The sequence below is a fragment of the Kitasatospora sp. NPDC001683 genome, from assembly GCF_053596495.1.
Genome location: NZ_JBSFGK010000142.1, coordinates 1 through 13,302 on the forward strand (window position 1 = coordinate 1; position 13,302 = coordinate 13,302).

11 protein-coding genes are annotated in these 13,302 nt (G+C 72.9%); 9 read left to right on the forward strand and 2 right to left on the reverse strand.

Going from position 1 to position 13,302, the window contains the following annotated elements; all coding sequences use genetic code 11:
- Positions 1-49: 49 nt before the first annotated feature.
- On the reverse strand, positions 50-1,297 hold the full coding sequence (gene serB, locus ACWCYO_RS37935) for a phosphoserine phosphatase SerB (protein WP_270143044.1): 1,248 nt from the start codon (positions 1,295-1,297) through the stop codon (positions 50-52).
- Between the two features lie 237 nt (positions 1,298-1,534).
- Between serB and ACWCYO_RS37940 the strand changes: the two genes are divergently transcribed.
- The 3 genes from ACWCYO_RS37940 (at position 1,535) to ACWCYO_RS37950 (ending at position 6,264) form a co-directional block, all read left to right on the forward strand.
- The gene (locus ACWCYO_RS37940; protein WP_270143043.1) at positions 1,535-4,129 is read left to right on the forward strand and encodes an FHA domain-containing protein; all 2,595 of its coding nucleotides are present in this window, start codon (positions 1,535-1,537) and stop codon (positions 4,127-4,129) included.
- A 292-nt stretch (positions 4,130-4,421) separates the two neighbouring features.
- Positions 4,422-5,615 carry a GAF domain-containing sensor histidine kinase gene (locus ACWCYO_RS37945; RefSeq protein ID WP_405000628.1) on the forward strand — a complete coding sequence of 398 codons (1,194 nt, stop codon included), beginning with the start codon at positions 4,422-4,424 and terminating at the stop codon, positions 5,613-5,615.
- A complete protein-coding gene (locus ACWCYO_RS37950) occupies positions 5,608-6,264 on the forward strand; it encodes a response regulator (RefSeq protein ID WP_270143041.1) in 657 nt (218 codons plus the stop codon). The genes ACWCYO_RS37945 and ACWCYO_RS37950 overlap by 8 nt, the downstream gene beginning before the upstream one ends.
- Here the strand turns inward: ACWCYO_RS37950 and ACWCYO_RS37955 are convergent.
- Complete coding sequence (locus ACWCYO_RS37955) at positions 6,261-7,064, reverse strand: hypothetical protein (protein WP_270143040.1); 804 nt, start codon at positions 7,062-7,064, stop codon at positions 6,261-6,263. The genes ACWCYO_RS37950 and ACWCYO_RS37955 overlap by 4 nt on opposite strands.
- 150 nt (positions 7,065-7,214) lie before the next feature.
- Between ACWCYO_RS37955 and ACWCYO_RS37960 the strand changes: the two genes are divergently transcribed.
- The 6 genes from ACWCYO_RS37960 to ACWCYO_RS37985 all read left to right on the forward strand — a co-directional run bounded on the left by ACWCYO_RS37960 (position 7,215) and on the right by ACWCYO_RS37985 (position 13,156).
- On the forward strand, positions 7,215-8,006 hold the full coding sequence (locus ACWCYO_RS37960) for an ABC transporter ATP-binding protein (protein WP_270143038.1): 792 nt from the start codon (positions 7,215-7,217) through the stop codon (positions 8,004-8,006).
- Between the two features lie 120 nt (positions 8,007-8,126).
- Entirely contained in the window at positions 8,127-8,549 is a 423-nt protein-coding gene (locus tag ACWCYO_RS37965) for an NfeD family protein (RefSeq protein WP_270143036.1), read from the forward strand.
- Between the two features lie 10 nt (positions 8,550-8,559).
- Entirely contained in the window at positions 8,560-9,609 is a 1,050-nt protein-coding gene (locus ACWCYO_RS37970) for an SPFH domain-containing protein (RefSeq protein ID WP_270143034.1), read from the forward strand.
- Between the two features lie 171 nt (positions 9,610-9,780).
- The gene (locus ACWCYO_RS37975) at positions 9,781-10,539 is read left to right on the forward strand and encodes a sulfite exporter TauE/SafE family protein (protein WP_270143033.1); all 759 of its coding nucleotides are present in this window, start codon (positions 9,781-9,783) and stop codon (positions 10,537-10,539) included.
- Between the two features lie 63 nt (positions 10,540-10,602).
- Positions 10,603-11,145 carry a 4a-hydroxytetrahydrobiopterin dehydratase gene (locus ACWCYO_RS37980; protein ID WP_449786747.1) on the forward strand — a complete coding sequence of 181 codons (543 nt, stop codon included), beginning with the start codon at positions 10,603-10,605 and terminating at the stop codon, positions 11,143-11,145.
- A 109-nt stretch (positions 11,146-11,254) separates the two neighbouring features.
- The gene (locus tag ACWCYO_RS37985) at positions 11,255-13,156 is read left to right on the forward strand and encodes an outer membrane protein assembly factor BamB family protein (RefSeq protein WP_270143028.1); all 1,902 of its coding nucleotides are present in this window, start codon (positions 11,255-11,257) and stop codon (positions 13,154-13,156) included.
- Positions 13,157-13,302: the final 146 nt, after the last annotated feature.

The window sequence follows — 13,302 nt, forward strand, 5'->3', positions numbered from 1 at the left end:
CGGATCGATCCGCACGCCCCTCACGTACCTCCACAGAACCTGCTCGGACCTACTCGATCGAGAGGCCGTCGGCCGCCTCGACCTCCTCGCGGGTGATGCCCAGCAGGTACAGCACGGTGTCCAGGAAGGGCACGTTCACCGCGGTGTCGGCGGCCTCGCGCACCACCGGCTTGGCGTTGAAGGCCACCCCGAGCCCGGCCGCGTTCAGCATGTCCAGGTCGTTGGCGCCGTCGCCGATCGCCACCGTCTGCTCCAGCGGCACCTTCGCCTGCTCGGCGAACCGGGCCAGCCAGCGGGCCTTGCCGGCCCGGTCCACGATCTCGCCGACCACCCGGCCGGTGAACTTCCCGTCCACCACCTCCAGGGTGTTGGCGGCCGCGAAGTCCAGCCCCAGCAGGTCCACCAGGTGGTCGGTGACCTGGGTGAAGCCGCCGGAGACCACCGCGACCTGGAAGCCCAGGCGCTGCAGCGTACGGATCAGGGTGCGGGCGCCCGGGGTGAGCCGGACCTCGGCGCGGACCTTCTCGGTCACCGAGGCGTCCAGCCCGGCCAGCAGGGCGACCCGGGCCCGCAGCGACTCGGCGAAGTCCAGCTCGCCGCGCATCGCCGCCGCCGTCACCTCGGCCACCTGCTCCTCGCAGCCCGCGTGGGCGGCGAACAGCTCGATCACCTCGTCCTGGATGAGCGTGGAGTCCACGTCCATCACGATCAGGCGCTTGGCCCGGCGCTCCAGCCCGGCGGCCACCACCGCGACGTCCACCCGCTGGGCGGCCGCCTCCTGGGCCAGCTCGGCCCGCAGCTCCTCGGTGGCCACGCCGGAGACGGCCAGCTCGACCGCCGTCACCGGGTACTTGGCGAGCCGGAAGACGCGGTCGATGTTGCCGCCCGCCGCGGTGATCCGGGAGGTCAGCGCGGACACGGCGGAGGCGGTCAGCGGGTTGCCGAGCACCGTCACGTGCGAACGGCCCTCGCGGCGCGGACGGTTGTCGCCGATGCCGGAGAGGATCTCGGCCTGCAGCTTCTGCTCGTCGGCCCAGCGGTGCACGGTGGCCCGCAGGCCGCCCTCGGCGCCGGGCGCGTGGGGCGGGGTGACCAGGGCGCACAGCGTGATGCGACCGCGGGTGACGACCTGCTCGATGTCGATCACGTCGACGCCGAAGCCGGCCAGGGTGGCGAAGAGGCCGGCGGTGATGCCGGGGCGGTCCTTGCCGAACACCTTGACGAGCAGGGTGCGCTCGTCCGCGGTCCGGGGCTGGGCGGCGGGGAGGGGCTCAGCGGCCAAGGGCGATGCGTTCATGGTGACTCCCACGCTACCCGTCGGTCGCCGGGCCGAGGGCACCCGTCCCACGTCGCGGGACACGCGCAAGCGTCGGGCCCGAACGGCAGCCCCGGGTAGCAGCCTGGTCACAGTCACCCGGGGTGACTTTCATCGACGGTCGGCGGGCTGGAATGATTCCCCCCGTCAGTCAGAGGAACAGCGCACCCCGGCCGGGGGCCGAATTCGGGGGAACCGAGAGAGCGGGGCAGGCAAGCAGTGCCGCAACTCGTCATTGAGATCAACGGACAGCAGCGGACTCTTGAGCCCGGGCGGTCCTACACCATCGGACGCAACCCGCAGTCGGACTTCGCGTTCGACGACGCCAGGGTCTCCTGGCAGCACGGGACCATCAGCTTCAACGGCAGCGGTTGGCAGCTGGACGACCACGGCAGCACCAACGGCACCTACGTGGCCGGTGCCCGCACCATGCAGGCCCAGCTGTTCCCCGGTGGCGTGGTCAACCTGGGCAACCCGGAGAACGGGCCCCGACTTGCCTTCTCCGCGCCCGCCCACGCCGCCGCCCCGCAGCCCTCCCCGGTGCACGAGGCCGTCACCAGTCGCAGCCCCAACCCGGCGCCCCAGCAGCCCGCCCCGCAGCAGCCGTGGCCGGGTCAGGACCCGTACCAGCAGCCGCAGCAGGCCTGGCCGGGCCAGCCCCAGCAGCAGTACGTGCCGCAGCAGCAGCCGTACCCGCCGCAGCCGCAGGACCAGCAGCCGCCGCAGCACGGCGGGTTCCCGCAGCAGCAGGGCTTCCCGACCCCGCCGCAGCACGGCGGTGGCGGCGGCCCGCAGCCGACGATGATCCGCAGCCTGACGGCCGGCATGCGCACCGTCAGGATCGGCCGTGCGCTGGACAACGACATCGTGGTGTCCGACCTCCAGGTCTCCCGCCACCACGCCGAGCTGCGCCAACTGCCGGACGGCCGCTACGAGATCGTCGACCTCGGCAGCCACAACGGCATCTTCCTCAACGGCCAGCCGGTGCAGCGTCAGCTGATGGGCCCGCAGGACCGGCTGACCGTCGGCCACTCCAGCTTCGTGCTGGTCGGCGACCAGCTGCAGGAGTTCGTCGACACCGGTGAGGTCTCCTTCTCCGCCCGCCACCTGACCGTCGAGGTCGAGCACAAGGGCGCCAAGAAGGTCCTGCTCAACGACGTCAGCTTCGGCCTCCCGGAGAAGTCCCTGGTGGCCGTCATCGGCCCGTCCGGCTCCGGCAAGTCGACCCTGCTGCGCGCCCTCACCGGCTACCGCCCGGCCGACCGCGGCGAGGTGCTCTACGACGGCCGCAACCTCTACAAGCAGTTCGCCGAACTGCGCTCCCGGATCGGCCTGGTGCCGCAGTCGGAGATCCTGCACCGCGAGCTCACCGTGCGGAAGGGCCTCAAGTACGCGGCCCGACTGCGCTTCCCCGGCGACACCGAGGCGAAGGAGCGCGAGGCCCGGATCGACGAGGTGCTGTACGAGCTGCGCCTGGACAAGCGAGCCGACAACAAGATCACCGCGCTCTCCGGCGGCCAGCAGAAGCGCGTCTCGGTCGCCCTGGAGCTGCTCACCAAGCCCTCGCTGATCTTCCTGGACGAGCCCACCTCGGGCCTCGACCCGGGCATGGACCGCGAGGTCATGCAGATGCTGCGCGGCCTCGCCGACGACGGCCGCACGATCCTGGTCGTCACCCACTCGGTGGCCGAACTCGCGCTCTGCGACCGGCTGTTGGTGATGGCGCCGGGCGGCTCGGTGGCCTACTTCGGCCCGCCGGACGAGGCCCTGCACTTCTTCGGGTACGAGACCTGGGCGGACGTCTTCCAGGCCTTCGAGAACTACCCGGACCACGACTGGGCCGGCCGCTACCGCGGCTCGGTGCACTACCAGCAGTACTCCGCCCCGACCGTCGAGGCGGGCGAGGTGCAGCACGCCCAGGTCGCCCAGGAGGCCATCAGGCCGCCCAAGCCGCAGAGCTGGGGCTCGCAGCTGTGGACCCTGATGCGCCGCTACATGTCGGTGCTCGCCTCCGACCGCGGCTTCCTGGCGCTGTCGGTGCTGCTGCCCGCGGTCATCGGCGCGGTCAGCGTGCTGATCCCCAACGAACCGGGGCTCGCCCCCAACCCGAAGACGCAGCTCCACCTCAACAACGGGGCCGCGACGATCCTGCTGATCCTGGCGATCGGCGCCTGCTTCTCCGGAGCGGCCAACTCGGTCCGCGAGCTGATCAAGGAACGGGCGATCTACGAGCGAGAACGGGCCACCGGCCTCTCCCGCTCGGCGTACATGATGTCCAAGATCATCGTGCTGGGCATCTTCTCCGTGATCCAGGGCGCGATCATCTCCGCGGTCGGCTTCCTGCCGCGCAAGCTCCCCGAGCACGGCCTGATCGTCAAGAACATCCCGATGATCGAGATGACCATCGGCATGATCCTGCTGAGCTTCGCCGCGATGATGTTCGGCCTGATGATCTCCGCGCTGGTGAAGACCGCCGAGAAGACCATGCCGCTGCTGGTCATGTTCGCCATCGTCCAGGTCGTCTTCACCGGCTGCCTCTTCCAGATCTTCGGCAAGCCCGGTCTGGAGCAGGTCGCCTGGCTGATGCCCGCCCGCTGGGGCACCGGCATCGTCTCGACCACGCTCGACCTGTCGCACCTCATGGGTCCCTGGAACAAGGACTTCGAGCACCCGAACTACGACCCGCTGTGGAAGCACTCCGTCGCCCAGTGGGCGATCGACGCGAGCGTGCTGGTCGTCATCTCGATCGTGATCGGCGTGATCGTGACCCGGCTGCAGCGCCGGCACGAGCCGGAGGTCATGCAGAAGGGCTGACAGCCCTCGCTCCCAGGGGCGGCTCTCCTCGACGAGGAGGGCCGCCCCTGGGCGTTACTCGCCCGCTCGCCTCCGGGGCGGGTGACTCGCCCGCTCGCCTCCGGGGCGCTCGGACCCGGTGCCGACGGTCGTCGCTCCGGCGCTCGTGCCTCGCTTGTCGCTCCTCGCTTTCGGCACCGGCGCGCCCCTTCGGCTCGGGGCGGGCGGGCCCACCGGCCTAGGTCCCCGGACCTGCGGCCGGGACGGCCGGGGACGGACGCGGACGCCCCCGCGACGGCGGTAGTTTGGCGGTATGCCCAGCACCACCGGTGATCACCGGACCTCCGCCGGCCCGCCCGGCTGCGACCCGCTGGCCGGCATCGAGGCCGTCAGCCAGGCCCTGCTCGCGATGAGCCGGCACCTGGAGGTCCGCGAGGTGCTGCGCCGCATCACCGCCTCCGCCCGCGAGCTGCTGGAGGCCGAGTACGCGGCCCTCGGCGTGCCCGACGACCACGGCGGCTTCGCCCAGTTCGTGGTCGACGGCGTCACCGACGAGCAGTGGCGGGCGATCGGCCCGTTGCCCCGTCAGCACGGCGTGCTCGCCGAAATGCTGCACGAGACCGGCCCCACCCGCCTCGTCGACGTCCGCCGGGCCCCCGCCTTCGAGGGCTGGCCCGCCGCCCACCCCGAGATGGACGCCTTCCTCGGCATGCCCGTCCTGGACACCGAGGCCGCCGAGGACGAACCGCAGGTGATGGGCGTCATCTTCCTCGCCAACAAGCGCGGCGGCGGCCAGTTCACCGACCACGACGAGGAACTGCTGCGGATCCTCGCCGCGCACGCCGCCCTCGCCCTGTCCAACGCCCGCCTGTACGAGCGCAGCCGCGAACTCACCCTGGCCGGCGAGCGCGCCCGGATCGCCCACGACCTGCACGACGCCGTCTCGCAGAAGCTCTTCTCGCTGCGGCTGACCGCCAAGGCCGCCGCCAAGCTCGTCGACCGCGACCCGGCCCGCGCCCGCGCCGAACTCGCCGAGGTCGCCCGGCTCGCCGCCGAGGCCGCCGACGAACTGCGCGCCGTGGTGGTCGAACTGCGCCCCGCCGCCCTGGAGGAGGACGGGCTGAGCGCCACCCTCGCCTCCCAGGTACAGCTCCTCGACCGCGCGCACACCGCCGACCTCGCCTTCGCCGCCGACGGCGTCCGTGCCCTGCCGCCCGCCCAGGAGGCCGCGCTGCTGCGGGTCGCCCAGGAGGCGCTGCACAACGCGCTGCGCCACTCCGGCGCCCGCCGGGTCACCGTCTCCCTGGCCGGCACCCCCGCCCGCGGCGCCGTGCTGCGGGTGCGCGACGACGGACGCGGCTTCGACCCCGAGTCCGTCCGCCGGGCCGGCCGGCACCTCGGCCTGGCCTCGATGCGCGACCGCGCGGCCGCCGTCGGCGGCACGCTCACCCTGGAGTCCGCCCCCGGCCAGGGGACGCTCGTCGAGATGGAGGTCCCCGGTGCCTGACAGCACGCCGTCGATCCGCGTCCTGCTGGTCGACGACCACCAGGTGGTCCGCCGCGGGCTGCGCACCTTCCTGGAGGTCCAGGACGACATCGAGGTGGTCGGGGAGGCCGCCGACGGGGCCGAGGGCGTCGACCGCGCCCGCGAACTCGACCCGGACGTCGTCCTGATGGACCTCAAGATGCCCGGCGTCGACGGCATCGAGGCGCTGCGCACGCTCAAGGAGGAGGGCAGCCGGGCCCGGATCCTGATCGTCACCAGCTTCACCGAGCACCGCACCATGGTCCCCGCGCTGCGGGCCGGCGCCGCCGGGTACGTCTACAAGGACGTGGACCCGGAGGCGCTGGCCGGTGCCATCCGCTCGGTGCACGCCGGTCACGTGCTGCTCCAGCCGGAACTGGCCGAGGCCCTGCTCGCCGACGACGGCCCGCGCGCCCCACAGGGCCGCGGCGGCACCCTCACCGAGCGCGAGCGCGAGGTGCTCGGCCACATCGCCGACGGCCGCTCCAACCGGGAGATCGCCCGCAGCCTGCACCTGTCGGAGAAGACGGTGAAGACCCACGTGTCCAACATCCTGATGAAGCTGGACCTCGCTGACCGCACCCAGGCCGCGCTCTGGGCCGTCCGCAACGGCGCGACCCGGGAGCGTTAGCGGTCCCCGCGCTCGTCCACCAGGGCGTTGTAGGCGGCCACCTGGGCGCGGCGGGCGGTGCGCCGCAGCGGGGCCAGCACCGACTGGCGGGCGGCCATCTCGGAGGCGCTGACGGCGGCGCCGTGGCCGCCCGCGGCGATCGACAGCAGGGCGGAAACCTGGCGGGCCGACTCCAGGACGCGCACGGCGCGCGGCGGGTAGCCGGGGGCGAGCAGCTCGGCGTGGCCGCGCCGGCGGTACGCCTCAAGGGCGCGCAGCGCCGCCGGGCCGGCGCCGGCCACGTCCAGCCGGGTCAGCAGCGCCGTCGCCTCGCGCAGCCCGTCCGCCAGCTCGCGCTCGGCCTCGTGCAGCGAGGGCACGTCGGCCGGCGGGGCGTCGTTGACCTCCGCGCAGCGCCACAGCACGGTGGCCGCGCGGTCCCCCTCCGGGCCGTACACCGTGACCTCCGGCACCAGGCCGAGCGGTACGCCCACCGCGAGCACCGCCTCGCCCGCCGCCATGGCGCGCTCGTTGAAGGCCGCCGGGCCGGTCAGCCCCAGCGGGTGCCCGGCCGAGGGCAGCGCCAGCCGCAGGCCCTTCACGCCCAGCACCCGCAGCCGGCCGAGCGCCCAGGTCAGCCCGTGCTGCTCGCCCGGCCCGTTCCCGGGCAGCCCGGTCACCCGGTGCCCCTCGTCGGTGCCCAGCACGGCCGCGGCGGCGTCGTCGGGCGGCACCAGGCCGCTCAGCAGGGCGTTGCCCCAGGCGGTCAGCCGCCCCGAACGGGGCTCTTCGTACGGATCGTCGGCAGGAGTCGCGAGCATCCGGCCAGCCTACGGAATCGGCGGTCATCCGGGTGGCGTAGGTTTGCCCATGCGCGTGCGGCGCACCCACCCCGTGCCCACCGGCCGCCGGAGTAGGCTCGCCGCCCGCACCGACGGCCGACATTTTTTGTATTTGGGGAAGGCGTAGGCATGAGCGACGTGCTGGAGCTGGTGGACGTATCCGTGGTCCGGGAGGGGCGCGCGCTGGTCGACCAGGTCTCGTGGTCCATCTCCGAGGGTGAGCGCTGGGTCATCCTGGGCCCGAACGGCGCCGGCAAGACCACCCTGCTGCAGATCGCCTCCTCGTACCTCTTCCCGACCTCGGGCAAGGTCTCGGTGCTGGGCGAGAAGCTGGGCGAGATCGACGTCTTCGAGCTGCGCTCCCGGATCGGCCTGGCCGGCGCCTCGATGTTCGACAAGCTGCCGGCCGAGCAGACCGTGCTGCAGACCGTGCTCACCGCCGCCTACGGCATGACGGTCAGCTGGCAGGAGACCTACGAGCAGTCCGACGAGGGCCGCGCGCTCGCCCTGCTCGACCGCATGGGGATGGCCAACCTCACCGGCCGCAAGTTCGGCACCCTCTCCGAGGGCGAGCGCAAGCGCACCCTGATCGCCCGCGCCCTGATGACCGACCCCGAGCTGCTGCTGCTCGACGAGCCCGCGGCCGGCCTGGACCTCGGAGGCCGCGAGGACCTGGTCCGCCGGCTCGGCGCGCTCGCCCAGGACGAGTTCGCGCCGGCCATGGCGATGGTCACCCACCACGTCGAGGAGATCGCCCCCGGCTTCACCCACGTGCTGATGATCCGCCAGGGCAAGGTGCTCACCGCCGGCCCGATCGACACCGAGCTGACCGCCCGTAACCTCTCCAAGTGCTTCGGCCTGCCGCTGACCCTGGAGCGCCACGGCGACCGCTGGTCGGCGCAGGGTCTGCCGCTGGGCTGACCCCCCGTCCGTCCATCCCGCGCAGGCCCGTCGGAACCGGTCGCACGTGCGACCGGTTTCCGCTCCTCGACCTGCGGGAACTGTCCGCCTCGAAGGACCTCCGCTCCCTAGGATGGACACGTGGACAGCTGGATCTGGTGGCTCCTGGCCGCCGCGGTGCTCGGCATACCGCTGGTGCTCACCGCGGTGCCGGAGTTCGCCATGTTCGCGATCGGTGCGCTGGCGGCCGCCGCCGTGGCCGGGCTGGGCGGGGAAGCGGTCCTGGAGACCCTGACCTTCATCGTGGTCTCGGTCGGGCTGGTGGTCTTCGTCGGCCCGATCGCCCGCCGACAGCTGCGCAGGGGCCCGCAGATCAAGACGGGCATCGAGGCGCTCCGGGGCGCCACCGCGGTCGTCGCGGAAACCGTCGACGGGGAGGGCGGGCGGATCAAGCTCAACGGCGAGATCTGGTCAGCCCGCGCGCTCAATCCGGACAGCGTGTACCAACCGGGTCAGAAGGTCGACGTCGTCGAAATCCAGGGCGCGACCGCCCTGGTCGTCTAGGGGAGAGTCCGTGGAACCGGTCCTTATCGTTTTGGTCGTCCTGGTCGTGGTGGCCTTCATCGCGCTGATCAAGACGATCCAGGTCATCCCGCAGGCCAGCGCCGCGATCGTGGAGCGCTTCGGCCGCTACACCCGGACGCTCAACGCAGGGCTGAACATCGTCGTCCCGTTCATCGACCGGGTCCGCAACCGGATCGACCTGCGCGAGCAGGTCGTGCCGTTCCCGCCGCAGCCGGTGATCACCCAGGACAACCTGGTGGTCAACATCGACACCGTCATCTACTACCAGGTCACCGACCCCCGGGCGGCCACCTACGAGGTCGCCAGCTACATCCAGGCCATCGAGCAGCTGACCGTCACCACGCTGCGCAACATCATCGGCTCGATGGACCTCGAGTCCACCCTGACCTCGCGCGAGGTCATCAACGCCGGCCTGCGCGGCGTCCTGGACGAGGCCACCGGCAAGTGGGGCATCCGGGTCAACCGCGTCGAGCTGAAGGCGATCGAGCCGCCGACCTCCATCCAGGACTCGATGGAGAAGCAGATGCGCGCCGACCGCGACAAGCGCGCCGCGATCCTCACCGCCGAGGGCCAGCGCCAGGCGCAGATCCTCAAGGCCGAGGGTGAGAAGCAGGCCGACGTGCTCCGGGCCGAGGGTGAGGCGCAGGCCGCGGTGCTGCGCGCCGACGGTGAGGCGGCCGCGATCCGGACGGTCTTCGAGGCCATCCACGACGGCGACGCCGACCAGAAGCTGCTCGCCTACCAGTACCTGCAGACCCTGCCCGAGCTGGCCAAGGGCGACTCCAACAAGCTGTGGATCATCCCGAGCGAGGTCGGCGACGCGCTCAAGGGCCTCGGCGGGGCCTTCACCGGCCTGTCCGGCAACGGCGGCGCCAACGGTGGTGCGGTGGCGGCGCCGAGCGTCCCGCAGACACCCCCGGCGGCCACCCAGGTGCCGCTCGACCCGGCGGCCGGGCCGCGACCGGTGGACGTCGAGAAGGGCGCCGCCCGTCCCCGGGTGGACCCGGCGCGGGAGTACCGCAAGATCGACCCGGAGTGATAGGCCGAGTTCTCCGGCCGGGGGCCCGCTGCCTGGTGGTGGCGGGCCCCCGGGCGTTCTCCTGGTTCGTGCGGCGGTGTGGCGTGCGTCCCGGATCGTGGGCGGGCCTGGTCCGGCCGGTGCGGGGTCCGGCATGATCCCCTCGGACAGGACCGCGAGGAGAGGTGACCCATGACGCTCTGGGAGGCGATCGCCGTCCTGGTGGCCGGCGTCGGTGCCGGGATGATCAACGTGATCGTCGGCTCCGGCACCCTGATCACCTTCCCGGTGCTGCTCGCCGTCGGCATCCCGCCGGTGACCGCCAACGTCTCCAACTCCTTCGGCCTGGTGCCCGGCTCGCTCAGCGGCGTGATCGGCTACCGCCGCGAACTGGTCGGCCAGGGACGCCGGCTGCGCCGCATGGGCACCGCCTCGCTGCTCGGCGGTCTGCTCGGGGCGCTGCTGCTGATCGAGCTGCCGAGCGGCGCCTTCGACGCGATCGTCCCGGTGCTGATCCTGCTCGCCCTCGTCCTGGTGGTGATCCAGCCCCGGGTAGCCAAGGCCGTCGCGGCCCGCCGCCGGGCCGACGGTGACCCGGACGGCAGCCTGGTGCTGCTGGTCGGGGTGTTCCTCACCGGCATCTACGGCGGCTACTTCGGCGCCGCGCAGGGCGTCCTACTGATGGCGCTGATGGGCATGATGCTCCAGGAGGACCTGCAGCGGATCAACGCGGTGAAGAACGCCCTGGCGATGATCGTCAACGGCGTCGCCGCACTCTTCTTCCTGTTCACCTCGACGGTCGACTGGACCGCCGCCGGGCTGATCGCGGCCGGCTCGCTGGTCGGCGGTCTGCTCGGCGCCAAGGTCGGCCGCCGCCTCCCGCCGGCCGCGCTGCGCGCGGTCATCGTGGTGGTCGGGCTGTTGGCCGTCACCAAACTGCTGTTGAGTTGAACGACGGTCAGGCCGTATGCCTGACCGCTCATCGGACCGTACCGACATCGGAGGAAACCGGCCATGGCCCTGGAGATGCGCGAGACCTGCGAGCGCTGCGAGGTGTCGCTGACCGCCGACGGCCCCGCCTCGATATGTTCCTACGAGTGCACCTTCTGCGCGGACTGCACCGAGGCGATGGCCGCCGACTGCCCCCAACTGCGGCGGCGAACTGGTGGCCCGTCCGCGCCGGAAGGCCGCCTGACCGGCATCCCGCCGGCACCCCACCGGCACCCCGTCGACGACCCCCGGAGCGCACCGATGAGCAGCAGGGCACGACTGAGCGAGGACGAGATCACGGCGGCGCTGGCGGACGCGCCGCAGTGGCGCCGGGACGGCGACAGCATCGTCCGCAGCGCCGACGCCCCCGACTTCCCGGCCGCGATCCGGGTGGTCGTCGCCGTGGCCGGACAGGCCGAGGAACTCGACCACCACCCCGACATCGACATCCGCTGGCGCACCCTGCGCTTCGTGCTGTCCACCCACAGCGCCGGTGGGCTCACCGGACTGGACTTCACCCTCGCCGCCCGCATCGACGAGGCCCTGCGCGCCGAATCGGCGGCCTGAGGCCCGGCCCCCGCGACCGCGCCGAGGGCCCGGGTGGGGTGCCCGGGCGGGCGTGAGATGCTGACTGCCGCAATCGGCAGGCCGGCGGGGGGCTGGGAGGGACGGAACGGTGTCACAGGAGCCCTTCGGAGACGCCCATGCCCAGCAGCAGCCGTGGCACCTCCAGGGCCCACAGGACTGGCAGGGGTACTACGACCCGCAGCAGGCGCAGGCGCAGTGGCAGCAGCCGGATCCGCACGGGCAGTGGCAGCAGGTGCCGCCGTACGACCAGCCGAATTACGGCCAGCCGCAGTACGACCCGTTCCAGTACGAGCAGCAGGGCGGTCACGGGCAGACCGGGTACGTCGAGGGCGCCTACCTCCAGGGTCAGGACCAGGGCCACGGGGCGTACGGCGGCCAGGAGCAGTACCAGCCGTACCAACAGCAGTACCCGGACTACGGGCAGCAGCCGTACGCCGCCACCGCCGCGCCGCAGCCCCAGCCGGGGGAGGAGGGGCTGTACGTCCCGGCGGGGGCCGAGTACTCGGCCGACGGCTACGTGCACATCGACGAACCCCCGGCGGAGCCCGCGCCGGCCGTCGAGGAGCCCCCGCCGGGCGGAGCCGCCGAGCCCGCCGCGCGCTCGCGGGCGGCGGGGCGCGGCGGCGATGGCGAATCCCCCGCTTCGCTGGTGGACAAGGTCCGGGCGGCCGTCCTGACCGGGGAGCACGTGCCCAGCCGGCGGGCCCTGCTGGTGCGGGCCGGTGCCGGGGTGGCCGCGCTCGGGGTGCTGATAGCCGCGGCGCTGACGGTCGGCGCCGAGGGCGGCGGCAGTGCGTCCGCGACCAGCGGCGGCGAGCCCGGGTTCACCGTGGCGCACACCAAGGTCTGGTCCGCGCAGCCCGTCGCCGCCCAGCCCGCGGGCGACGACACGCTGGTCGGCAGCTGGCTGCTGGCCGACGCGGTGGTCCGGGCGGACGGCTCCGGCGTGCACGCGTACGACCGGACGGCGGGCAAGCCGACCTGGTCGGTCGAGCCCCCGGCGGCCGGGGCCGTTCCGTGCGGGCTCTCGGCAGGCGTGAACCAGGCCGGGCTCGGCGCGGCCCTCTTCCGGCCGCAGGCGGACCCGAAGAGCCCCTGCACCCTGGTCGCCGCCGTGGACACCAAGACCGGCAAGACCGCCTGGACCAAGACCCTCTCGGACGCCCAGGGCGCCTACTCGGCGCGGATCGGCGTCACGGAGGACCTGGTGATCGCGGTCGGCGACGACCACGCGGCGGCCTGGGCGGCGGCCGACGGGAAGGACGTCTGGCAGTACACCGGGCAGGGCAAGTTCTGCACCCTGTCCGGCGGGGTCAGCGGCAAGACCGTACTGATCGCCTCCTCCTGCGCCGACTCGACGCCCGCCGACCAGGCCGTCGCACTGAACACGGCGGACGGCAAGGTCAGCTGGTGGCGGGGCCTGAACAACCAGCCGAAGACGGTGACGGTGCTCTCCGCCGAACCGGCCGTGGTGCTCACCACCGGCGCCAAGCCCGCGGACGACCGGGTGTTCGCCTGGGGCGCCGCCGGCGACCCGGCCGTCGAGATCCCGGTTGTCACCGACGCCGGCCGGCTGAACGTCACCCACGGAACGTTTTCGGCCACGCCCGAGGTGTTCTTCGAGGGCCGCACGATGGTCGCCGCGGTGACCCCCGCGAACGGCGGCGGGCCGCTGTCCGCGGTCGGCTACGACCTGGACACCGGCAAGCAGCGCTGGAGGACGCCGACCACCGCCAAGGGCACCGCCCGGGCGGTCGGCATCGACGGCGGCTCGCTGGTGCTGGCCGCCGACGAACGCCGCGACCAGCCCGCCCACCTCGACCGCTTCCCGCTGGCGGGCGGCCAGGAGGCGGTCGGCGGCAACTTCCCGCCCGGCACGGGCTCGCTGCTGCTCTCCGGACGGGTGCTGATCGGCGGCGGACAGGTGGTCGTGGTGCCCGAGCACGCGACCAACTACGGCACGGCGGCGGGCTACCAGGCGAAGGGCTGAGCCCGGAGGCGTCCGGCCGGGCGCTTCCAGGCCGTCTCCGGGCCGCCTCCAGCTAGGCCGGTCCTTCGCACATGACGAGTTCGGATGAACTGGTGATGCGACCGGTACCCCGGTGGGGTGCTGGTCGTTGAGCCTGGTGTGCCGAT

What these genes read in the sequence shown, in the direction of transcription:
- ACWCYO_RS37955 (WP_270143040.1), bottom strand. Translation starts at nt 7,064, where the DNA reads ATGCTCGCGACTCCTGCCGACGATCCGTACGAAGAGCCCCGTTCGGGG.
- ACWCYO_RS37945 (WP_405000628.1), top strand. Translation starts at nt 4,422, where the DNA reads ATGCCCAGCACCACCGGTGATCACCGGACCTCCGCCGGCCCGCCCGGC.
- ACWCYO_RS37975 (WP_270143033.1), top strand. Translation starts at nt 9,781, where the DNA reads ATGACGCTCTGGGAGGCGATCGCCGTCCTGGTGGCCGGCGTCGGTGCC.
- ACWCYO_RS37980 (WP_449786747.1), top strand. Translation starts at nt 10,603, where the DNA reads ATGGCCCTGGAGATGCGCGAGACCTGCGAGCGCTGCGAGGTGTCGCTG.
- ACWCYO_RS37960 (WP_270143038.1), top strand. Translation starts at nt 7,215, where the DNA reads ATGAGCGACGTGCTGGAGCTGGTGGACGTATCCGTGGTCCGGGAGGGG.
- serB (WP_270143044.1), bottom strand. Translation starts at nt 1,297, where the DNA reads ATGAACGCATCGCCCTTGGCCGCTGAGCCCCTCCCCGCCGCCCAGCCC.